The sequence below is a fragment of the Burkholderia pyrrocinia genome (assembly GCF_022809715.1).
In the GTDB taxonomy this organism is placed as follows: Bacteria; Pseudomonadota; Gammaproteobacteria; order Burkholderiales; family Burkholderiaceae; genus Burkholderia; species Burkholderia pyrrocinia_C.
In genome coordinates this window covers 24,451-46,478 of sequence record NZ_CP094460.1, presented here as the reverse complement: position 1 = coordinate 46,478, position 22,028 = coordinate 24,451, and the positions used below count along the sequence as shown (strand labels likewise).

Below are 22,028 nucleotides of genomic sequence, written 5' to 3'. Positions count from 1 at the left end.
ATTCTATTGCACGCACCGTAGCGTGTGCGCGGCGGCGGGCTTTCGCGTCAGCTGACCCGGTTCACTACCAGGTCGGCAAGTTCGGCGAGACGCTGTGCGCGTGCGCCGAACGGTTTCAGCGCGTCGTGCGCTTCGGCACGCAGTTGCGCGGCAAGCTCGCGCGACGCCTCGAGGCCGAGAATCGATACATAGGTCGGCTTGTCGTTCGCCGCGTCCTTGCCGGCCGTCTTGCCGAGCGTCGCCGAATCGGTCGTGACGTCGAGAATATCGTCGACGACCTGGAAGGCCAGACCCACGGCTCCCGCGTAGACATCGAGCGCGGCCATCGTTTCCGCCGACGGCGTCTCGCCGGCCAGCGCGCCCATCCGCACGGCCGCGCGCAGCAGTGCGCCAGTCTTCATCCGGTGCATCGTCTCGAGCTGCTCGCGCGTCAGCTTGAGGCCGACGCTCGCCAGGTCGATCGCCTGCCCGCCGGCCATGCCGAGCGAGCCGCTCGCAAGCGCAAGCTCGCGCACGAGCGCGGCCTGCTGCACCGGCGACAGCGCAGCGGCGTCGGTCAGCGCGACAAACGCCTGCGACTGCAGCGCATCGCCGACGAGCAGTGCCGTCGGCTCGTCGTACTGCACGTGCACGGTCGGCTTGCCGCGTCGCAGCGCGTCGTCGTCCATGCACGGCATGTCGTCGTGCACGAGCGAGTACACGTGGATCATCTCCAGCGCCGCCGCCGCCGCATTGCGCGCCGCTTCCGTCGCGCCGGTCAGCTCGCCGGCTGCATGGCACAGCAGCGGGCGAACGCGCTTGCCGCCGCCGAGGACCGCATAGCGCATCGCCTCGTGGAGTTGCGCGGGCATCGCGGTTTCAGCGGGCAGATAGTGACCGAGTGCGTCCTCGACACGGTCAAGCACGGACCGCATCCATTGTTCGAATGTCATAGATCGTCGTCTTCGCCGTCCGTGGCGGCCGTTCCGGACGAAAGCGGCTTCAGCGTCGCGCCGTCGAGCACGCGAACCTGCTGCTCCACTTTCTCGAGCTGCTGTTGGCAAAATGCAACGAGGGTCGCACCGCGGCGATACGCCGCCAGTGAATCCTCGAGGCTCAACGCGCCGCCTTCCATCCGGGCAACCAGCGTCTCGAGTTCCGCGAGCGCCATCTCATAATTGTCCGGCAACGGTTCGGTGCCATTGCCGGGCGGCGTGGCGCCTGGGGATGCGGTTTTCGCCATGGACGAGGTGTCAAATTTCAAAACAAGTCGGACATTCTACGGCAAAAGAGAATTCTCCGATCTGCCGACTTGGGCAGCCTCGCACATATTCCGGCCCCATCTCCGGCACACAGTGTGCGCCTCCCGATTGTCTCCCGACAAAAAATTGACACAAATCAGGCACTTAATCCTGGCCTTGCGAGGCGAACCGGGTATAATTCCCCGTTTCCCTAAATCGATTTTTCGATGGTTGGGTTGTTCACTGCTTTCACGCTAACACCGGGAGTGGGAATGTCCAATCTGAGCGATGCGCTTCAGTTGAAGTCGGCCCACAGCCAGCTTCCAGTCACTGCATATTTCGATGAGGCGCTGCTCGAGCGCGAGATCGAAACCCTCTTCAAGAAAGGACCTCGTTACGTCGGGCACGAGTTGATGGTGCCCGAGGCGGGGGATTATTTTGCGCTGCCGTCCGAGAAGGAAGGCCGCGTGCTGGTCCGCAACCAGACGAACCAGATCGAACTGCTGTCGAACGTCTGCCGCCACCGGCAGGCGATCATGCTCAACGGGCGCGGCCACGCGCAGAACATCGTGTGCCCGCTGCACCGCTGGACGTACGACCTGGAAGGCGAACTGCTCGGCGCGCCGCACTTCCCCGACAAGCCGTGCCTGAACCTCGGCAAGAGCCCGCTGCAGAACTGGCAGGGGCTGCTGTTCGAGGCCGAAGGCCGGAACGTCGCGCGCGACCTCGCCAATCTCGGCACGAAACATCACTTCGACTTCTCCGAGTACCACTTCGATCATGTCGAAGTGCACGAGTGCGATTACAACTGGAAGACCTTCATCGAGGTCTACCTCGAGGATTACCACGTCGTCCCGTTCCACCCGGGCCTCGGCAGCTTCGTGTCGTGCGACGATCTCAAGTGGGAATTCGGCGACTGGTACAGCGTGCAGACGGTCGGCGTGCACAACGCACTCGCGAAACCGGGCAGCGCGACTTACCAGAAATGGCACGAGCAGGTGCTGAAGTTCCGCAACGGCGTGCCGCCGGAGTTCGGCGCGATCTGGATGGTCTACTACCCGGGCCTGATGATCGAGTGGTATCCGCACGTGCTCGTCGTGTCGTGGCTGATCCCGCGCGGCCCGCAGAAGACGACCAACATCGTCGAGTTCTATTACCCCGAGGAAATCGCGCTGTTCGAACGCGAATTCGTCGAGGCCGAGCGCGCCGCCTACATGGAAACGGCCGTCGAGGACGACGAAATCGCGATGCGGATGGACGCAGGCCGCCATGCGCTGATGGCACGCGGCGAGTCGCAGGTCGGCCCGTACCAGAGCCCGATGGAAGACGGCATGCAGCACTTCCACGAGTTCCTGCGCCGCCACCTCGGCGACATCTGATGACCGGTGCGGCGCTTTGACGCCGCACCGCATCCGGCAGACGAAAAGACGGGCTTCGGCCCGTCTTTTTTTGTTTAGACTTGGAGTGTCAGGCCATTCGCACTCCAGGGAGCTGTCATGCCACACACTCATTACACCACGCTCATCTCCGCCGCCAACCTCGCCGAGCGCCTGGCCGCGGCGCCCGGCAGCGTCGTGCTGTTCGACTGCCGCTTCGACCTCGCCGATCCGGGCGCGGGCGAAGCCGCGTATGCAACCGGCCACATCCCCGGCGCGCAGTATCTTCATCTCGACCGCGACCTGTCGGGCCGCAAGACGGGCACCAACGGCCGCCATCCACTGCCGACCCGCGATGCATTCGCCACGCTGCTCGCGAGCCGCGGCCTCAAGCAGGGCCAGCAGGTCGTCGCATACGACGCGCAAGGCGGCGCCTACGCGGCGCGCCTGTGGTGGCTGCTGCGCTGGCTCGGCCACGATTCGGTCGCCGTGCTCGACGGCGGCCTGCAGGCATGGGAAGCGGCCGGCCAGCCGCTGACGGCCGACGTGCCGCAACCGGCCGCCGGCGATTTCCGTGCGGGAGCGCCTCTTGAATCGACGGTCGACGCAGCAGCCGTGCTTGCGAACGTGACGTCGCACACGCGCGTCGTGATCGACGCACGCGCACCGGACCGCTATCGCGGCGAAAACGAGACGATCGATCCTGTGGGCGGCCACATCCCCGGCGCACGCAACCGGTTCTTCAAGGACAACCTGGCCGCCGACGGCCGCTTCAAGACTGGTCACGAACTGCGCGAGACGTTTTCCACGCTGCTGGCGGGCACCGAACCGAATCTCGTGATCCTGCAGTGCGGCTCCGGCGTCACCGCCTGCCACAACGCGCTTGCGCTGGAGATCGCAGGGCTGCACGGCGCATCGCTGTATCCGGGTTCGTGGAGCGAATGGAGCGCCGATCCGTCGCGGCCGATCGCGACCGGCCCGAACCCGTAATCCGGCGCGCGGCGCACCGGTGAAGCGAAGCGGCGGCCATTCGGCCGCCGCGTTTCGTTTACATCACGCCGTACTTGTGGAACCACGCGATCGCGCGCGTCCAGCCGTCTTCGGCATCACCCTTTACATAGCTTGGCCGGTAGTCGGCGAAGAACGCGTGGCCGGCATCCGGATACACGACGATCTCCGATTCGCGCGCGAGCTTCGAGTCGCTCGTCTGGATCGCCTTGCGCATGTCCGCGAGCGAGGCCTGCGTGATGTTCGCATCCTTTTCGCCATACAGCCCGAGCACGGGCACCTTCAGCGACGCCGCATGATCGACCGGATTGAACGGCGTCATCTCGTCGGTCTTGCCTTCGACGAACCCGTACCACGCAACGGCCGCACGCACGTGCGGATTGTGCTCGGCATACAGCCACGCCTGGCGGCCGCCCCAGCAGAACCCCGTCACGCCGAGACGCGCCGGGTCGCCGCCGTTCTTGCCGGCCCATGCGGCCGTCGCATCGAGATCTTCGGTGACCTGCCGGTCCGGCACCTTGCTGATGATGTTGTCGAAAAGATCCTTCATCGTCGGATACTTCGCCGCGTTGCCCTGTCGCGCGAACAGGTCGGGCGCGATCGCGAGGTAGCCGAGCTTCGCGAAGCGGCGGCAGACGTCGGCGATATGCGCGTGCACACCGAAGATCTCGTGGATCACAATGATGACCGGCAGGTTCGTCTTGCCGGCCGGCTGCGCGCGATAGGCCGGCACGCTCGCGTCGCCGGAGCGGATCTCGACGGTGTCGACGTCCAGCCCGGCGCTGTCGGTCGTGACCGTCTGCGCCGAAACGGGCAGCACGGCCGCCGCGAAGGTGCCGCCCAGCGCGGCCTGCATGAACTTGCGGCGCGAAAACGGGACGTGGGGGACCAGGCTGTCGACTTCGGGTTTCAACATGAATGCACTCCTCGATAGGGCGCCGCCGTCACAATCGTGGATGCGGCATGACGGGGCATCGCGCCGGCGCACGGCGCGGATGTCGCGGCGGTTGGCACCCCGCCGCAAACGGAAACCCGGACAAGATGCCCAATAATCCGTTGTCGCGTCAACTGTCAGATGTGTAAGACTCGATTACGACCCATCGATTCGAGCGCATCAGTCGTGGCGTCGAAGCCCGCTGACGGCCCCGCCGAATCGCGGTGCGGCCCGCATCTATCGATCGCCGTTGCGCGACCGGATGCTTGCGGATTGAAAAAAAACGTGGACGACATCGCCCGGCAGAACACCCGCAGCCGCCTCGCTGCCCGCAAACACGACGGGCGGAGAACACGCACGACGTACGCACTCCCCGCCCGCTCCCCGCGCGAACGCGCGGCGTCAGTGCAGCTTGACGCGCGGCAACGTCGTGCGCCGCAGCCAGTGCGCGACCGTGTCGAGCATCATCCGCGGATAACCGTGCAGCGCCGCGATGTGCAGCCGGTACAGCGACATGTACATGAAGCGCGCAAACAGCCCTTCGATCAGCATGTTGCCGCCGATCAGCCCGCCCATCAGGTTGCCGACCGCGCTGAAATGACCGAGCGACACGAGCGAACCGAAATCGCGATACGTGAATTCGGGCAGCGGACGCCCTTCGAGCCGGCAGCCGATCGCCTTCAGCAGGAAGCTCGCCTGCTGGTGCGCGGCCTGCGCGCGCGGCGGCACGTTGCGTTCGTTGCCGGGCCACGCGCATGCCGCACAATCGCCGAGCGCGAACACGTTGTCGTCGGTGAAGGTCTGCAGCGTGCGACGCACGTCGAGCTGGCCGAGCTTGTTGACCTGGAGGCCGTCGAGATGCGAGAGCACGGACGGCGCCTTGATGCCGGCCGCCCAGACCGTCAGGTCCGCGCGCACCGCCTTGCCGCTCGCGGTATGCACGAGCCCCGGCGCGACCTCGGTCACGCGCTCGCTGAGCATCAGCCGCACGCCGAGCTTTTCGAGCAGTTCGGCCGTCGCCGTCGACACGCGCTCCTGCAGCGCCGGCAGAATCCGCGGCCCCGATTCGATCAGCACGATGCCGACGTCGTGGCGCGGGTCGAGCTTGTGCAGCCCATACGCGGACAGCACCTGCGCCGTGTTGCGCAGCTCCGCGGACAACTCGACGCCCGTCGCGCCGCCGCCGACGATCACGACCTGGATGCGCGGTTCGGCCGCATCGCCGGGCGCGGTCGGCGCCGGTGCCTGGTGCTCGGCACGCATGCACGCGGCGATCAGCCGCTTGCGGAAGCGCTCGGCCTCGCCAACCGTATCGAGCGCGATCGCGTTTTCCGGCGCGCCCTGCACGCCGAAGAAGTGGGTCGTGCTGCCGATCGCGATCACCAGCGTGTCGTATTCCAGCTCGCGCTCCGGCAGCAGTTCCGCGCCGTCGCTGTCGTTGATGGGCGACAGCGTGATGCGCTTCGCCGCGCGGTCAAGCCCGGTCAGTCCGCCCTGCTGGAACTCGAAGCCGTGCCAGCGCGCCTGCGCCGCATATTCGAGCTCCTGCGTGAACGGGTCCATGCTGCCGGCCGCAACCTCGTGCAGCAACGGTTTCCAGATGTGCGTCGGATTGCGGTCGACGAGCGTGACGAGCGCACGCGCGGGACGATTGCCGCGCGCGCCGTAACGGTCGCCGAGCCGCGTCGCCAGTTCCAGGCCGCCCGCGCCTCCGCCTACGATGATGATCCGATGCATCCGATTCCCCCTTTGCGATTCGAAACTGCTGCCGCCGGACGAAGCGAACGCGATGCATTCGCGCCGCCCGGTGGATTAACCGGTTCGGACATCATCGATGTGCAGTTCGAAGCACTTCGATACGCCGGCCCGGAACGCGGGGCGCGCCGCCCCGCGTCAATGGCATGACTGACATGCATTGTCCGGGAGCTTGCGCGTTGACCACAAGCAAACCATCTCGATATTCAGCATCCCTGCAACAATATGCCGCAGGAATCGGGAACCGCGCAGCGGTGCGTCAGTGTGCCTCTTCCCAGTTCGCGCCGGCGCCCACTTCGGCGACGAGCGGCACCTTCAGCTTCGCGACGCCGCACATCATTTCCGGCAGTTTCTCGCGCACGAGCGACAGTTCGTCGTCGGGCACCTCGAGCACCAGTTCATCGTGCACCTGCATGATCATCCGCGATGCAAGCTTGTCACGCGTGAGCCAGTCGTCCACCGCGATCATCGACAGCTTGATCAGGTCGGCCGCGGTGCCCTGCATCGGCGCATTGATTGCCGCGCGCTCGGCCGCCTGGCGGCGCGGGCCGTTGCCGCCGTTGATTTCCGGCAACCACAGGCGGCGACCGAAAACGGTTTCGACGTAACCCTTCTCCTTCGCGGTCGCGCGCGTCTCTTCCATGTACTGCGCAACACCCGGATAGCGGGCGAAATAACGGTCGATATAGAGCTTCGCCGCGTCGCGCGTGATGCCGAGGTTCGACGCGAGCCCGAACGCGCTCATCCCGTAGATCAGCCCGAAGTTGATCACCTTCGCGATCCGGCGCTGGTCGGAATTGACCTCCAGCGGCGTCACGCCGAACACCTCGGCGGCCGTCGCGCGGTGGATGTCCTCGCCCTGCGAGAACGCGCGCAGCAGCGACGCGTCGCCCGAGATGTGCGCCATGATCCGCAGTTCGATCTGCGAATAGTCGGCCGACACGATCCGGTGGCCCGGCGATGCGATGAACGCCTCGCGGATCCGCCGGCCTTCGGCCGTGCGCACCGGAATGTTCTGAAGATTCGGATCGTTCGATGCGAGACGGCCCGTTACCGCGACGGCCTGCGCATAGTTCGTGTGCACGCGGCCCGTTGCGGGGTTCACCATGCGCGGCAGCTTGTCGGTATAGGTCGACTTCAGCTTCGACAGCCCGCGATGCTCGAGCAGCAGCTTCGGCAGCGGGTAATCCTCGGCGAGCTTCTGCAGCACCTCTTCGTCGGTCGACGGCGCGCCGCTCGGCGTCTTCTTCACGACCGGCAACTGCAGCTTCTCGAAGAAGATCTGCCCGATCTGCTTAGGTGAGCCAAGATTGAATTCGCCGCCCGCCAGTTCGTACGCCTGCGCTTCGAGCTCGATCAGGCGCGTTGCGATTTCGGTGCTCTGCGCGTGCAGGAGCGCGTCGTCGATCAGCACGCCCGTGCGTTCCATCTTGCGCAGCACGAGCGATACGGGCATCTCGATCTCGCGGTACACGCGCTCGAGGCCCGGTTCGCGCGCGACCTGCGGATACAGCGCGTGATGAAGCTGCAGCGTGATGTCGGCATCCTCGGCCGCGTATTCGGCGGCCTGCGCGAGCGCTACTTCGTCGAAACCAATCTGCTTCGTGCCCTTGCCGGCCACGTCTTCGTACTTGATCGTCTTGACGCCCAGATGACGCAGCGCGAGGCTGTCCATGTCGTGCGTGCGATGCGATTCGACCACGTACGATTCGAGCAGCGTGTCGTGCTCGATGCCGTTCAGCGCGATGTCGTAGTTCGCGAGCACCTGCGCGTCGTACTTCAGGTGCTGGCCGACCTTCTTGCGATCGGCCGATTCGAGCCACGGCTTCAGGCGTGCGAGCACTTCGTCGATCGGAAGCTGTTCGGGCATGTCGGGGCCGCGGTGCGCGACCGGCAGGTACGCGGCCTTGCCCGGCTCCACCGAGAACGACAGGCCGACGAGCCGCGCGAGCATCGGGTCGAGCGCGGTCGTCTCGGTGTCGAACGCGGTCAGCGCGGCCGCGTCGATCTTCGCGAACCACGCGTCGAACTGCTCCCAGGTCTGGATCGTGTCGTATTCGCGAACGATGTCGGCCGCCACCACCGGTGCCGGCTCGCCGTCCGGCGCATCGGCGTCGCCGCCTTCCGCGGGTGCGCTGTCGACTTCGCGCAGCCACGTCTTGAAGCCGTAGCGCGCGAAGATGTCGCGCAGCAGATCGCGCGCCTCGCCGTCGGTCTTCAGCGACGCTTCGATCGATTCGAGATGCGGTGCGAGATCGCAGGCCGTGTCGACCGTCACGAGCGTCCGGCCGAGCGGCAGGAAGTCGAGCGCGCGGCGCAGGTTGTCGCCGACCACGCCCTTGATGTCGCCCGCATGCGCGATGACGCCGTCGAGGCTGTCGTATTGCGACAGCCATTTCACGGCCGTCTTCGGCCCGCACTTCTCGACGCCCGGCACGTTGTCGACGGTGTCGCCGATCAATGCCAGGTAGTCGATGATCCGCTCGGGCGGCACGCCGAACTTCGCGATCACGCCGTCGCGGTCGAGCGTCTCGTTGGTCATCGTGTTGACGAGCGTGACGTGGTCGGTCACGAGCTGCGCGAGATCCTTGTCGCCCGTCGACACGATCACGTTCATCCCGTGCCGTTCGGCTTCGCGCGCGAGCGTGCCGATCACGTCGTCGGCCTCGACGCCTTCGACCATCAGCAGCGGCCAGCCGAGCGCACGCACCGCGCCGTGGATCGGTTCGACCTGCAATGCGAGGTCGGGCGGCATCGACGGGCGGTTTGCCTTATAGTCGGCATAAAGGTCGTCGCGAAACGTCTTGCCCTTTGCATCGAACACGCAAGCGCTATACTCTGCACTGACTTCCTTGCGCATACGGCGCAGCATGTTGATGATTCCGTAGAGCGCTCCGGTCGGCTCCCCGCCAGGGCCACGCAAATCAGGCATCGCATGGTAAGCCCGATACAGATAGCTCGAACCGTCAACCAATAGCAGGGTCTTACCTTCCAGATTTCGTTCTTCAGGCATTATGAACAAGAGAAAAGTGATTCCGAGTCTGCGTTCGCTCGCAGATCAAGAACGCGCGACGGCCAAGAAGGCCCGCGCATCGTGGCAGATGTTCACGATTATGGCAGAGTTTATCGAGGCGACCGAGTACCTGTCGGAGATCCGCCCGGCTGTCAGCATCTACGGTTCTGCCCGTCTCAAACCCGACACGCCGCACTACAAGCTGGCCGCGCAGATCGCGCGCAAGCTGTCCGACGCCGGCTTCGCCGTGATCTCCGGCGGCGGCCCCGGCATCATGGAAGCCGCGAACAAGGGCGCGCACGCCGGCAAGGCGCCGTCAGTCGGCCTGAACATCGAGCTGCCGCACGAGCAAGCCGGCAACCACTACCAGGACATCTCGCTGCGCTTCCGCCACTTCTTCACGCGCAAGGTCACGTTCGTGAAGAATTCGGATGCGGTGATCGTGATGCCGGGCGGTTTCGGCACGCTCGATGAACTGTCCGAAGTGCTCACGCTGATCCAGACGAAGAAGTCGCGCCTCGTGCCGATCATCCTCGTCGGCAGCACGTTCTGGCAGGGCTTGCTGCAGTGGTTCCGCGACCAGCTGATTCCGATGGGCCTCATCAATCCGGAAGACATGGATCTGATGCAGGTGATCGACGATCCCGACCAGGTGCTCGACGCAGTGCTCGCGTTCTACGAGGATAGCGGCGAGGAAGAAGGCGAAGGTTCGGAAGGGCAACCACCGCGGCCCGAAGAAGACCGCATGTTCTATCTGTAACCAGTCCGTGACGACCGCCGGCCCGACGGCCGGCGTACCGCTTCCCGCGCGGCAGGCATGGCGATCAGGCCACCTGCCGCGCGCTACTTTGTAACGCGCTGTTAATCCCGCTTCGCGGCCGCGCGCCGTCGAATGTCAAATTCGCGCGGTCGGTGCTGCGCGATGCGGCGTGATCGCCCGCACCCGCGGCCCGCCATTGTCAAATGTGCGGCCCAATGCCCGCATCCCGCGCCTGCGAGCCGCCAACCCGCGGTAACAAACAGGCCTCGCCTTTTCCGTCGCGTGCCAGCACACTGCATTGTGTCGGCGCGGCGTTCCCCCGGTGGAACGATCCCCCCTCGCTTCCATCGCGTCGCGCCGGCCTATTCATAACGACCTCACGGAACACAACATGCAACGCTCGCTGATCGCCCTCGCCTTTGCCGGCCTCGGCCTTTCGCTGTCCGGCCTCGCTCATGCCGTCAACGTCGACGTCAACATCGGCACGCCCGCGCCGGTCATCGTCGCGCCTGCGCCCGTCGTGGTCGCTCCGGCGCCCGCGGTCATCATCGGCTGGCATGGCGACCGCTACTGGGACGGCCGCCGTTACTGGGAACGCCGCGAGTGGGAACGTCATCATGGTTACGACGATCGCCGCGGCTACCACTGCCCGCCGGGACACGCGAAGAAGGGTGAGTGCTGAGCAACACCGCACGGCCCGCTCGATACGCAAGGCCGCCCGCGCGCTTCGGCGCCGGGCGGCCTTGTCGTTTTCGGCGGCGCATTCCACGCGATCGCTGCCTTCGAACGGCAACGCGAACGGCAGGCTCGATCGTCGCGCATTCCACCTGCCGGCAGATTCGCCGGTGCATCGGACGCTTGCGACAAAGGCAGATGTGCTCCGTCAGAAGGCGCGTCGCACATGGCGATGCGCACCGCCGCCGGGGCCGGCGTTCACATCACTGGAACGCCACTTCCGCAAAGCTCCGCAGCTTCCGGCTATGCAGCTTGTCGAGCCCGTTCGTGCGCAGGATCTCCATCGCCTTCACGCCGATCTGCAGATGCTGATCGACCTGCCCGCGATAAAACGTGTCGGCCATGCCCGGCAGCTTCAGCTCGCCGTGCAGCGGCTTGTCCGATACGCACAGCAGCGTGCCGTACGGCACACGGAAGCGGAAGCCGTTCGCGGCGATCGTCGCGCTTTCCATGTCGAGCGCGATCGCGCGGCTTTGCGACAGCCGCTGCACGGGCTCGCGATGATCGCGCAGCTCCCAGTTGCGGTTGTCGACGCTCGCGACGGTGCCCGTGCGCATCACGCGCTTCAGTTCGACGCCCTCGAGCCGCGTGACGTCGGCCACCGCGCGCTCGAGCGCGAGCTGCACTTCGGCGAGCGCCGGGATCGGCACCCACAGCGGCAGGTCGGCGTCGAGCACGTGATCCTCGCGCACGTAACCGTGCGCGAGCACGTAGTCGCCGAGACGCTGCGTGTTGCGCAGCCCCGCGCAGTGACCGAGCATCACCCATGCGTGCGGACGCAGCACCGCGATGTGATCGGTGATCGTCTTCGCGTTCGACGGACCGACGCCGATGTTGACCATCGTGATCCCGCTGCCGTCCGCGCGCTTCAGGTGATACGCGGGCATCTGCGGCAGGCGCGGCGGCGCGACGCCCTCGGCCGGCTCGCTGCCGAGGTTCGCGTTGTACGTGACGACATCGCCCGGCTCGACGAACGAGCTGTACTGGCTGCGGTACGCGCGCACCTCGGGATCGTCGCTCTCCGTCATCACCGTGCGGCCGAGCTTCACGAACTCGTCGATGTAGAACTGGTAGTTCGTGTAGAGCACGTAGTTCTGGAAATGCGTGGGCGACGTCGCCGTGTAGTGACGCAGCCGGTGCAGCGAGAAGTCGACGCGCGCGGCCGTGAACAGCGCAAGCGGATGCGGCTCGCCCGGCGCCGGCTCGAACGTGCCGTTGACGATGCGGTCGTCGAGATACGACAGGTCGGGCGTGTCGAAGATGTCGCGCATCGCGAGCAGGCGGTCGCGGTCGAGCTCGCCTTCGAGATGGATGCCTTCCGGAAACGCGAAATGGACCGGAATCGGCTGCGACGACACGCCGATCTCGATCTTGACATGGTGGTTCTTCGACAGCAGGCGCAGTTGCTCGCGATAGTAGTTCGCGAAGAGATCGGGGCGCGTGACCGTCGTCTCGAACACGCCGGGGCCGGCGACGAAACCGTACGAGCGGCGCGAATCGACGTGCGTGTTGACGTCGGTGCGGATCCGCACGAACGGGTAGCACGCGCGCACATGCTCGATAATCGGTTCGTGGCGGCGATAGCGCGCGAATGCGTCGCGCAGGAAGCCCGTATTCGTGTCGTAAATGGCGGACAGCCGCCCGACGGCGGCGATCGGATCGTCGAAAGCCTCGACCGGCGGGCTTTCGGGCGTCAGCACACGGTGCCGGCGGCTCAGGTCGTTCTTCATTTGTATCACCTCGTCTGATCGAACGACATTACCACGGAACCCGGTCATCCTCATGGCCGCCCATACGCACGCCAGGGCCGGATGATGCGCAGTATTTGCTAAAATCATTGAGTTCACTGGAGACTCATCATGAAGCCGCTCATTCTCGTCGCCGCTGCCGCCGCGTTTGCCGCCGCCAGCGTCGCTTACGCCGCCGGCGCCACGCCTGACGCCGACGCGCAGGCGCGGGCCGAGGCCAACGAAGCCGCCGGCCTGCCCGATCTCCGCAAGATCAACCGGCCTGGCGCCGAAGTCACGTCGAAAGTCGACTTCGCCGACATTCGACGCACGCCGAGCTTCCATGAAAAGAGCAAGAACGGCACCGAGGTCACCGAGTACCGCGACCGCGGCAAGCCGGTCGAGATCGACGTGAAGTCGAACTTCGGCACGCGCTACCAGATGAGCTCGACGCCCGACACGTCGCCGAAGCCGCACGACGCAGGCATCCCGATCACGCGCCTGCCGTCGCTGAACCTGCGCTACTGATTCCGACGCGCCGCGTCGATCGCGGCGCACCGCCTCCCTTCACCTGCTGTCGCGACGCATGCCGCTCGCGTGCCGACACCCTGACCTGACGCATCCCGCATGGCCGTTTTCACTGCTGTTTCCGACTCCGATCTCGCGCAATGGATGCGCCACTACGAACTGGGCGACGTGCTTGCGTTTCGCGGCATTCCGTCCGGTATCGAAAACAGCAATTTCTTCCTGACGACGACGCGCGGCGAATACGTCCTCACGATCTTCGAAAAGCTGACGGCGCAACAACTGCCGTTCTACCTCGACCTGATGCGCCACCTGGCCGGCCACGGCGTACCGGTGCCGGATCCGATTCCGCGCGACGACGGCGCGCTGTTCGGCGAGCTGCACGGCAAGCCGGCCGCGATCGTCACGAAGCTCGACGGCGCGGCCGAACTCGCGCCGGGGGTCGAACACTGCATCGAGGTCGGGCAGATGCTCGCGCGCCTGCACCTCGCGGGGCGCGATTACCCGCGCAACCAGCCGAACCTGCGCAGCCTGCCGTGGTGGCAGGAGAACGTGCCGGCGATCGTGCCGTTCATCACGGACGCGCAACGCACGCTGCTCGAAGGCGAGCTCGCGCACCAGGCGGCCTTCTTCGCGTCGGACGACTACGCGGCGCTGCCGGCCGGGCCGTGCCATTGCGACCTGTTCCGCGACAACGTGCTGTTCGCGCACGCGGCGCCCGGCACCGGCCACGACGTGCGGCTCGGCGGCTTCTTCGACTTCTATTTCGCCGGCTGCGACAAGTGGCTGTTCGACGTCGCGGTGACCGTCAACGACTGGTGCGTCGACCTCGCGACCGGCGTGCTCGACGTCGCGCGCGCCGATGCGCTGCTGCGCGCGTACCAGACCGTGCGGCCGTTCACGGCCGAGGAACGCCGCCACTGGAGCGACATGCTGCGCGCGGGCGCGTACCGCTTCTGGGTGTCGCGCCTGTACGACTTCTACCTGCCGCGCGCGGCCGAGATGCTCAAGCCGCACGACCCCGGTCATTTCGAACGCATCCTGCGTGAGCGTATCGCGCATACGCCCGCGCTTCCCGAGATCCAAACCGCATGCAACTGATCGAAGTGCCCGCGAAAACGGGCTATGTCTGGTTCCGACAAGGCGTCTGGCTGTTCCGCCGGAACCCGCTCGCATTCATCACGCTGTTCTTCACGTACCTGCTGGCGATCACGCTGGTGTCGATGGTGCCCGTGATCGGCTCGGCGCTGCCGCTGGTGCTGATTCCCGGCATCGCGGTCGGCTTCATGGCCGCGTGCCGCGACACGGTAGCCGGCAAGCCGGTGATGCCGACGATCCTGATCGACGGCTTCCGCTCGTACGGCACCGTCACGACCCAGCGGCTGCTCGTGCTCGGCGTGATCTACGTCGCGTCGATGGTGCTCGTGTTCGCCGCTTCGTCATTCGTGGACGGCGGCGCGCTGTTCCACGTGATGATGGGCGCGGCCGACGAAGCGAGCACGACGCCGGAAACGCTCGCCGCGCAAGGCACGTTCGGCGCGCTGATGTTCGCGACGCTGCTGTATCTGCCGATCGCGATGCTGTTCTGGTTCGCGCCGGTGCTCGTCGCATGGCATGACGTCCCGCCCGCGAAGGCGCTGTTCTTCAGCATCGTCAGCTGCTGGCGCAATCGCGGCGCGTTCGTCGTGTACGGCGTGCTGTGGTTCGGCGTCGCGCTCGGCACGTCGCTCGTGCTGTCGCTGCTGCTGCAGGCGCTCGGCGCCGGTGGTTATGCGCTGACGATCATGATGCCGGTGACGATCATCATCGTCACGATGCTGTACTGCTCGTTCTACGCAACCTATCGCGGCTGCTTCGGCGTGCAGGAGCCGGGCGCGCCGACGACCACGTCGGGCCGCTGAAGCCCCCCCCGGCCGGTGCGCGTCGCCGGCCGCCACGCTGTTCCCCGCGCCGGGTTGCCTTCCGGCGCGCCCTCCCTGTCTTGCGCCCCTCCGCGCATCCTTCGCCGGGAGCCCCTGGCCGGGCGCCCCTGTTCAACCCGATCTTTTGCGCGCAAAATAATTTGCGTACAAATTGTTCGCGCGTGCGCCGCGCCTCCCGAATCATGGACCGCCCACCCCCGCTGCCCCAGACGCTCGACGAGCAACTGTGCTTTGCGCTCTACTCGACTTCGCACGCGATGACGAAAGCGTACAAGCCGCTGCTCGACAAGCTGTCGCTGACCTATCCCCAATATCTCGCGATGCTCGTGCTGTGGGAGCGCGACGACATCGCGGTAAAGGACATCGCCGCGCGGCTCGACCTCGACCCGGCCACGGTCACGCCGCTGCTCAAGCGGCTGGAAGCGCTCGGCTACGTCGAGCGCGTGCGCAGCGCGGCCGACGAACGCGTCGTGAACGTGCGCGTGACGCCGGAAGGCCGGGCGCTGAAGAACCGCGCGCGCTCCGTGCCCGCCGACCTCTTCTGCGCGATGCAACAAACGCCCGAGTTCCTGATCAGGCTGCGCGCCGATCTCCAGCAGTTGCGCGACGCGCTGTCGGCCGCCAACGAACGCTGACGAACCGAGCGCCGGCCTACCGACCCGGTACTGCCGGGTTTTTCTTCAAAATTTCATTTGCACACTAATGATTTGTGTTCTATATTTTCTCCGTGGCCGGCGACATTCCATTCGACCGGGCCGCCTCCCCCCCCTTTCCCGACAGGAGCTGCACGATGAACATTCTGTACAAGACGAGCGCCACGAGCACGGGCGGCCGCGACGGCCGCGCGGTATCCGCCGACAACAAGCTGGAAGTGAAGCTGGCCGCGCCGCGCGAACTCGGCGGCACGGGTGCGGAAGGCACGAATCCGGAACAGCTGTTTGCCGCAGGTTACTCGGCGTGCTTCCTGAGCGCGATGAAATTCGTCGCCGGCCAGAACAAGCAGGCGCTGCCGGCCGATACGCAGGTGACGGCGGAAGTGGGCATCGGCCCGAACGACGCAGGCGGCTTCGGGCTCGACATCGAGCTGCGCGTGTCGCTGCCGGGGCTCGACAAGGCCGACGCGCAGGCGCTGGTCGAAAAGGCGCATCACGTGTGCCCGTATTCGAACGCAACGCGCAACAACGTGCCGGTGCGCCTGACGGTCGTCTGACGCGACGCAGGACGACGAATGCAAAAAGGGCGCGTGCGGCATCAAGCCGCACGCGCCCTTTTGCGTGACTCGCCGGAACGGCGGGCCGGCTGGCCCGCCTTGCGCTGCTTAGCGCGCGCCGAACGAATACGGGCGGTTCATCGACGCTTCGCGATCGATCTTGCGCATACGGAATTCGAGATCGTAGATGTCGGTCGCTTCGGACAGGTACGCCTCGGCGCGCTCTTTACGGGCCGTTTCAGCGTTCTTGGTCAGCATCAGGAAGAGGTGGCTCAGCAGGTACATGTTCGATCTCGCAATCCAAAGGTTCTTTGACTAGGGTTTTCCCGAATTATAGGGAAAACCCTAGTCTTTGGCCAGCGTCGATCAGACGATGCGTCGTTCGGTCGCCACAGTGCGCCGATGTGCTTCAAAAAAGGACCAGATCATCGCGCTCGCATCGGGGCCGACGGCCGCATGAAACGGCACGGCTTCGTCGCCGCCGGCCCACGCGTGATCGAGCCCTTTCACATGGCAGAGCCGCACGACCGGTTCGCCGTCGCGGCAGACATCGGTGATCTGTGCGCCCGCGCCGCGCGTCTCGACACGTTCGCCGCCGCGCAGCGCGCCGCGGCTGTCGGCGAGCCCGTTCAGCCGCATGAACTGCACCGTCAGCTGGTCGGCGTTCTTCGGCGCGACGACGTGGTCGCCGTCGCCCTGGACGATCAGCGCCGGCATGCCCGGATACCCGCTGGCGTCGACCAGCGCATCGACGGCTGCGGCCGGGTTCTGCCGCACGCCGCGCCGCATCACGTCCATCGCGGTGATGCCGGAGTTCGCCTCGCCGAGCGCGGGGCCCGAGTGCATCGCGACCGCCGCGAAGCGGTCAGGATGGTGCAGTGCAAGAAGCGACGCGAGGCCCGCGCCGGCCGACAGCCCCGCGACGTAAACGCGCGACGCGTCGAAACCGCGTTCGTCGACGAGCGCGTCGACCAGCGACGCAACCGCGTTCGCCTCGCCGCGGCCCGCGCGGTCGGTGTCTTCATACCAGTGCCAGCAGCCGTGCGCGTGCGCGCGCGGCGACTGTTCCGGATACAGCACCGCGAAACCGTGCTTGTCGGCCAGCAGGTTCATCCGCGTGCCCTGCACGAATTCGTCGACGGACTGCTGGCAGCCGTGCAGCATCACGACGAGCGGCATCGCGCCGCGCCGGCGGCCGGGCGGCACGTAGAGGCCATACGCGAGATTCTGGACGAGACGCCCGAGCGCGGGCGCCATCGGATGTTCGCCGCGCGTCCACTCGCCCGCAGCCCACGCGGCCGCGCGCGGCCGCACGCGCGATTCGCGCGGCGGGGACAGTTCGGATACGGCGGGAGAGGCGGCGGCCTCGAGTGCGTCGCGAGTGATGCGCTGCGCATCGCGCGCCGCGCGTTTGGCGGCCGGAGACAGCATGCGTTTCATGCCGCCCAGCCATACCTTGGTCAGACTTTTGGTCATCGATCGGGCTCGCAGTCAGGAAAAATAGGGGCGCCATGAGGACGCCGCAACGGATGCATCGTTCGACTTTGTGCAACGCACCATAACATTGTTTCTGGGATTTTTCCTGCGCGAGGTTAGTTCCCGATGGCGCAAAAAACGGGGCTCGTGCGCACGCGGCGCTATACTGGGGCTTCGCCGCTTGTATCCGTTGTAGTCGTTCTTCCCGGCTCGCGCGTTGATTTAAGCATCCTCCCCGCCTCCGTTCGTCCTTTCCCGATGTTCGACCTGCCGTCTCACCTGTGGATCATGATCACCGCGTTCGGCGGCGCCGGCCTGACCTTGCCGCTCGCGATCACGATCGCCGTCTGGCTCGCGCTCGGCTACTCGTGGCAGCGTGCGGCCGCGTGGCTCGGCGTGCTCGCAGCCGCGATCGGCGTGGTCGCACTCACGAAGATCGCGTTCCTAGGCTGGGGCATCGGCATCCGTGCGTGGGATTTCACGGGTTTCAGCGGCCACGCGATGCTGTCGACGTCGGTCTATCCGGTCGCGATCTTCCTGATGTTGATCCGCATGCGCACGCCGGTGCGGATCGCCGGCATCGCGCTCGGGCTCGCGGCCGGCATCGCGGTCGGCGTGTCGCGCGTCGCGCTCGACGCGCATTCGCCGTCCGAATCGATCACCGGCTGCATCGTCGGCGCGATCGCCGCGCTCGCGTTCATCGCCGGCTCGTGGCGCGCGGTGCCGCACCGCTGGTCGGCGCCCGCGGTCATCGTGAGCCTCGCTCTCGTCACCGTCGCGCTGCATGGCATCACGGTGCCTTCGCATCGCTGGGTCACGAAGGTTGCGCTGGAGCTGTCGGGCCACGAGCGCCCGTTCGTCCGCGCGCGCTGGAAGGCCAACCCGAACTACCGCCCCGCGTCGCAACCGTCGTCGCTGCAGCGCACCGAATCGTCGACGCACACGCTGCACGCGTGACGGGCCGCCCGGCCGTCACGCCCGCCATTCTTCAGACCTGACCATTTCATGCGCACCGTCGCATGAGCGGTATGCCAAGCGTTATAACCCGCCCTATATTACGATTACGGTTTCCACCCATTCCAACGAATCCGCCATGCGCTCAACCGTCCGTCCGCTTCGCCGCACCCTGCTCCGCCTGCTGCCGATCGCCGCACTTGCCGCCGCCGGTGTCGCGTTCAGCGCGCCCGCTTCCGCCGACGAACTGGTCGTGTCGGCAGCCGCCAGCCTGACGAACGCGTTCAAGGCCGTCGGCGACGCGTACCAGAAGCAACATCCCGATACCAAGGTGCTGTTCAACTTCGGCGCGTCGGACGTGCTGATGCAGCAGATCGCCAAGGGTGCGCCGGCCGACGTGTTCGCGTCGGCCGACCAGAAGGCGATGGATCGCGCGGCCGACGAAAAGGTGATCGTGCCCGGCACGCGCCGCGATTTCGCCGCGAACTCGCTCGTGATGATCGTTCCGGCGGACAGCCACGCGGCCGCGCCGACGTCGCTGAACGACCTGACGGCGCCCGGCGTGAAGCGCATCGCGTACGGCGACCCGGCATCGGTGCCGGTCGGCCGCTACACCGAAGGCGCGCTGCGCGCGGCCGGCGTGTGGGATGCCGTCAGCGCGAAGGGCGTGCTGGCCGCCAACGTGCGCCAGAGCCTCGACTACGTCGCGCGCGGCGAGGTCGACGCGGGCTTCGTGTTCGGCACCGACGCCGCGATCATGCCCGGCCGCGTGAAGGTCGCGCTGACGGTGCCGACGAAGACGGCCATCACCTATCCGATCGCCGTGGTCAAGGACAGCCGCCACGCCGCGCAGGCGCAGTCGTTCGTCGACTTCGTCTCGTCGCCGCAGGGCCAGGCCGTGCTGTCGACGTTCGGCTTCAAGCCCGCGGGCAAGTGAGCGTATCGCGATGCAAGACGCCTGGGTACCGCTGCTGCTGTCGCTGAAGGTCGCCGGCTGGGCGACCGCGCTCGACATCGTGCTCGGCGTCGCGGCCGCGTTCGTGCTCGCGCGCTGGCGCTCGCCGCTGCGCGACGTCGTCGATTCGCTGCTGACGCTGCCGCTCGTGCTGCCGCCGACGGTGCTCGGCTATTACCTGCTCGTGCTGCTCGGCCGGCGCGGCGTGTTCGGCGCGTGGCTCGACAAGCTCGGCATCGAGCTCGTCTTCACGTGGCAAGGCGCGGTGATCGCATCGATGGTGGTCGCGTTTCCGCTGATCCTGAAGTCGGCGCGTGCCGCGTTCGAGGGCGTCGATCCGCATCTCGAGCGCGCCGCGCGCACGCTCGGGCTCGGCGAAGCCGCGGTGTTCTTCCGCGTGACGCTGCCGCTCGCCACGCGCGGGATCCTCGCGGGTGCGCTGCTCGCGTTCGCGCGCGCGCTCGGCGAATTCGGCGCGACGCTGATGATCGCGGGCAACCTGCCCGGCCGCACGCAGACGCTGTCGGTTGCGATCTACGCGGCCGTGCAGGCCGGCGACGACAACACGGCCAACTTCCTCGTGCTGGTGACGTCGATCACCTGCGTGCTGGTGCTGCTCGCGACCGGCTGGCTCGTGCCGTCGCGCGCCCGGCGGAGCCAGTTGACATGAAGCGCCTGCCTCATTCGTATCGCCTGTCTCGTGCGGCGGCCGGCTTGCTTCGGCGGAGGCCCGCATGAGCCTCGTCGTCGATATCCGCAAGACCTACGCGAACGCCGAGCGCCGTTTCACGCTCGACGTGTCGTTCACGGCGGCGACGCAGCGCGTCGTGCTGTTCGGGCCGTCCGGCGCGGGCAAGAGCATGACGCTGCAGGCGATCGCCGGCCTGCTGTCGCCCGACGCAGGCACGATCACGCTGAACGGCGAGCCGCTGTTCGACGCCGCGCGACGCATCGACGTGCCGACCCGGGAACGGCGCGTCGCGTACCTGTTCCAGGATTACGCGCTGTTTCCGCATCTGAACGTGCGCCAGAACATCGCGTTCGGGCTCACGTCGGGGCTGCGCAACCCGCGCGCGAAGACGGTGCCGCCCGAAGTCGCGTACTGGCTGCACGCGTTCGACCTCGAAGCGCTCGCGGGGCAGTATCCGTCGCAACTGTCGGGCGGGCAGAAGCAGCGCGTCGCGCTTGCGCGCGCACTGGTCGCGCAACCGCGGATCCTGCTGCTCGACGAACCGTTCGCGGCGCTGGACGCCGCGATGCGCCAGCGCATGCGCCACGAGCTCGCCGAGTTGCAGGCGCGGCTCGACATCCCGATGGTGCTGATCTCGCACGACCCCGACGACGTCGCCGCGTTCGGCGACCAGGTCGTGCAATTGAGCGAAGGACGCGTGCAGGCGGCACCGCCGCACGCCGAGTGGCCGACGCGCGTCGCGTGAACGCGCGAGGCCGGGACCGTGGCGCTGGCAGCCACGCTGGAGCCTGAGAGAAGCCGCGCGCTGCGGCATAAGCTGGAAACGGAAACGAAGCCGGCGCCATGCAGACGACGTCCGGCGCCGGCTTCGCCCCCGTCCGTCACACGATCGCCGCAGCACGCACGCGCTGCCGTGCCTGCACCGTCAGCCCGTCACCGCGAGAATCACGCTCGATGCCTTGAACAGCGCGATCGCCGGCCGGCCGGCGTCGAGCTGCAGCGCATCGACGCTTTCGTTGGTGACGACGGCCGTCAGCGTGCCGCCGCCGTCGAGCGCGAGCGTCACTTCGCTGTTCACCGCGCCCGCCGCGACGGATTCGACGCTGCCGCGCAGCCGGTTCCGCGCGGACACCTTCAGCTCGGGCCCGCCGTCGTCGACCGCCAGCACGACCCACGACGCCTTTACCAGCGCGCAGGCGTCCGCACCTTCCCGCAGGCCGAGCGCATCGACGCTTTCGTGCGTCAGCACGGCGACGATCGGCTGCCCGCCCGGCAGCGTGAGCGTCACTTCGTCGTTGACCGTGCCGCGCACGATCGATGCGACCTTGCCGAACAACTGGTTGCGCGCGCTGGTCTTCATGCCGATCCGGCCGATCAGCGCCCAGTCGACGTCGAACCCGGCAACGGCCGCGCTCGCGGCGTCGATGAAACGGCGATGCTCGCGCTCGATCGTGCGGAACGCGGCGATCAGCGACGTCGCGCGCGGCGTCAGCGTCGTGCCGCCGCCGCCCTTGCCGCCCGTCGACCGCGCGACGAGCGGTTCGCCGGCGAGATTGTTCATCGTGTCGACCGCATCCCACGCGGCCTTGTAGCTGAGGCCGACGGCCTTCGCCGCGCGCGTGATCGAACCGGTGTCGCCGATCGCCGCGAGCAGCGCGATGCGCGTGGCGCCGCCGAGCGTCTGCTCGCCTGCGCGCAGCCACAGCTCGCCGCCCAGTTCGAGCGGCTCGGAAGACGGGGAAGAATGCGGTGCGTCGGTCATCGGCA

The 22,028-nt window shown here is 66.9% G+C and carries 22 protein-coding genes; 13 read left to right on the top strand and 9 right to left on the bottom strand.

Features of this window, described 5'->3' with window-relative positions; all coding sequences use genetic code 11:
• Positions 1-47 precede the first annotated feature (47 nt).
• A complete protein-coding gene (locus tag MRS60_RS17090; RefSeq protein ID WP_034185197.1) occupies positions 48-932 on the bottom strand; it encodes a polyprenyl synthetase family protein in 885 nt (294 codons plus the stop codon).
• Positions 929-1,222: an exodeoxyribonuclease VII small subunit gene (locus MRS60_RS17085; RefSeq protein WP_006479428.1), complete on the bottom strand. Its 294-nt coding sequence runs from the start codon at positions 1,220-1,222 to the stop codon at positions 929-931. Before MRS60_RS17085 ends, MRS60_RS17090 begins: the two co-directional genes overlap by 4 nt.
• A 270-nt stretch (positions 1,223-1,492) precedes the next feature.
• Between MRS60_RS17085 and MRS60_RS17080 the strand changes: the two genes are divergently transcribed.
• Both MRS60_RS17080 and MRS60_RS17075 read left to right on the top strand, forming a co-directional pair.
• On the top strand, positions 1,493-2,599 hold the full coding sequence (locus MRS60_RS17080) for an aromatic ring-hydroxylating oxygenase subunit alpha (RefSeq protein WP_034185196.1): 1,107 nt from the start codon (positions 1,493-1,495) through the stop codon (positions 2,597-2,599).
• Between the two features lie 117 nt (positions 2,600-2,716).
• Entirely contained in the window at positions 2,717-3,586 is an 870-nt protein-coding gene (locus MRS60_RS17075; protein ID WP_034185195.1) for a sulfurtransferase, read from the top strand.
• A gap of 58 nt (positions 3,587-3,644) precedes the next feature.
• Here the strand turns inward: MRS60_RS17075 and MRS60_RS17070 are convergent, their stop codons facing one another.
• The 3 genes from MRS60_RS17070 to polA all read right to left on the bottom strand — a co-directional run bounded on the left by MRS60_RS17070 (position 3,645) and on the right by polA (position 9,306).
• Positions 3,645-4,520 carry a dienelactone hydrolase family protein gene (locus MRS60_RS17070; protein WP_243566245.1) on the bottom strand — a complete coding sequence of 292 codons (876 nt, stop codon included), beginning with the start codon at positions 4,518-4,520 and terminating at the stop codon, positions 3,645-3,647.
• Positions 4,521-4,940: 420 nt separating this feature from the next.
• On the bottom strand, positions 4,941-6,275 hold the full coding sequence (locus MRS60_RS17065) for an NAD(P)/FAD-dependent oxidoreductase (RefSeq protein ID WP_034185193.1): 1,335 nt from the start codon (positions 6,273-6,275) through the stop codon (positions 4,941-4,943).
• 277 nt (positions 6,276-6,552) lie between these two features.
• Positions 6,553-9,306, bottom strand: coding sequence for a DNA polymerase I (gene polA, locus MRS60_RS17060; RefSeq protein ID WP_243566243.1), 2,754 nt, complete (start codon positions 9,304-9,306; stop codon positions 6,553-6,555).
• Position 9,307: 1 nt separating this feature from the next.
• On the opposite strand from polA, the gene MRS60_RS17055 reads away from it, so the two are divergent.
• On the top strand, positions 9,308-10,066 hold the full coding sequence (locus tag MRS60_RS17055) for a TIGR00730 family Rossman fold protein (protein ID WP_034185191.1): 759 nt from the start codon (positions 9,308-9,310) through the stop codon (positions 10,064-10,066).
• 391 nt (positions 10,067-10,457) lie between these two features.
• Positions 10,458-10,748, top strand: coding sequence for a hypothetical protein (locus tag MRS60_RS17050; RefSeq protein WP_105393500.1), 291 nt, complete (start codon positions 10,458-10,460; stop codon positions 10,746-10,748).
• A gap of 256 nt (positions 10,749-11,004) precedes the next feature.
• Here the strand turns inward: MRS60_RS17050 and MRS60_RS17045 are convergent, their stop codons facing one another.
• The gene (locus MRS60_RS17045; RefSeq protein WP_243566242.1) at positions 11,005-12,531 is read right to left on the bottom strand and encodes an AMP nucleosidase; all 1,527 of its coding nucleotides are present in this window, start codon (positions 12,529-12,531) and stop codon (positions 11,005-11,007) included.
• 129 nt (positions 12,532-12,660) lie between these two features.
• Between MRS60_RS17045 and MRS60_RS17040 the strand changes: the two genes are divergently transcribed.
• From MRS60_RS17040 to MRS60_RS17020, 5 genes are all read left to right on the top strand, one after another.
• Positions 12,661-13,056 (top strand): hypothetical protein, encoded by a 396-nt coding sequence (locus tag MRS60_RS17040; RefSeq protein WP_034185188.1) that lies wholly within the window; start codon positions 12,661-12,663, stop codon positions 13,054-13,056.
• Positions 13,057-13,155: 99 nt separating this feature from the next.
• Positions 13,156-14,154 carry a homoserine kinase gene (locus tag MRS60_RS17035; protein ID WP_034185187.1) on the top strand — a complete coding sequence of 333 codons (999 nt, stop codon included), beginning with the start codon at positions 13,156-13,158 and terminating at the stop codon, positions 14,152-14,154.
• On the top strand, positions 14,145-14,954 hold the full coding sequence (locus MRS60_RS17030) for a BPSS1780 family membrane protein (RefSeq protein WP_131946460.1): 810 nt from the start codon (positions 14,145-14,147) through the stop codon (positions 14,952-14,954). Before MRS60_RS17035 ends, MRS60_RS17030 begins: the two co-directional genes overlap by 10 nt.
• A gap of 203 nt (positions 14,955-15,157) precedes the next feature.
• The gene (locus tag MRS60_RS17025; protein WP_072439402.1) at positions 15,158-15,610 is read left to right on the top strand and encodes a MarR family winged helix-turn-helix transcriptional regulator; all 453 of its coding nucleotides are present in this window, start codon (positions 15,158-15,160) and stop codon (positions 15,608-15,610) included.
• A 155-nt stretch (positions 15,611-15,765) separates the two neighbouring features.
• Positions 15,766-16,185: an organic hydroperoxide resistance protein gene (locus tag MRS60_RS17020; protein WP_034185184.1), complete on the top strand. Its 420-nt coding sequence runs from the start codon at positions 15,766-15,768 to the stop codon at positions 16,183-16,185.
• A gap of 108 nt (positions 16,186-16,293) precedes the next feature.
• On the opposite strand, the gene MRS60_RS17015 is transcribed toward MRS60_RS17020, so the two are convergent.
• Positions 16,294-16,470 (bottom strand): DUF3563 family protein, encoded by a 177-nt coding sequence (locus tag MRS60_RS17015; protein WP_065502568.1) that lies wholly within the window; start codon positions 16,468-16,470, stop codon positions 16,294-16,296.
• Positions 16,471-16,551: 81 nt separating this feature from the next.
• Positions 16,552-17,661: an extracellular catalytic domain type 1 short-chain-length polyhydroxyalkanoate depolymerase gene (locus MRS60_RS17010; protein WP_105393497.1), complete on the bottom strand. Its 1,110-nt coding sequence runs from the start codon at positions 17,659-17,661 to the stop codon at positions 16,552-16,554.
• Positions 17,662-17,919: 258 nt separating this feature from the next.
• On the opposite strand from MRS60_RS17010, the gene MRS60_RS17005 reads away from it, so the two are divergent.
• The 4 genes from MRS60_RS17005 to MRS60_RS16990 all read left to right on the top strand — a co-directional run bounded on the left by MRS60_RS17005 (position 17,920) and on the right by MRS60_RS16990 (position 21,006).
• Entirely contained in the window at positions 17,920-18,618 is a 699-nt protein-coding gene (locus MRS60_RS17005) for a phosphatase PAP2 family protein (protein ID WP_217589907.1), read from the top strand.
• Between the two features lie 136 nt (positions 18,619-18,754).
• Complete coding sequence (modA, locus tag MRS60_RS17000; RefSeq protein ID WP_034185181.1) at positions 18,755-19,552, top strand: molybdate ABC transporter substrate-binding protein; 798 nt, start codon at positions 18,755-18,757, stop codon at positions 19,550-19,552.
• Positions 19,553-19,562: 10 nt separating this feature from the next.
• Positions 19,563-20,240 carry a molybdate ABC transporter permease subunit gene (modB, locus tag MRS60_RS16995; RefSeq protein WP_072439394.1) on the top strand — a complete coding sequence of 226 codons (678 nt, stop codon included), beginning with the start codon at positions 19,563-19,565 and terminating at the stop codon, positions 20,238-20,240.
• Positions 20,241-20,304: 64 nt separating this feature from the next.
• On the top strand, positions 20,305-21,006 hold the full coding sequence (locus MRS60_RS16990; RefSeq protein ID WP_034185179.1) for a sulfate/molybdate ABC transporter ATP-binding protein: 702 nt from the start codon (positions 20,305-20,307) through the stop codon (positions 21,004-21,006).
• A 180-nt stretch (positions 21,007-21,186) separates the two neighbouring features.
• On the opposite strand, the gene MRS60_RS16985 is transcribed toward MRS60_RS16990, so the two are convergent.
• Positions 21,187-22,023 (bottom strand): TOBE domain-containing protein, encoded by an 837-nt coding sequence (locus MRS60_RS16985; RefSeq protein ID WP_034185212.1) that lies wholly within the window; start codon positions 22,021-22,023, stop codon positions 21,187-21,189.
• Positions 22,024-22,028 lie beyond the last annotated feature (5 nt).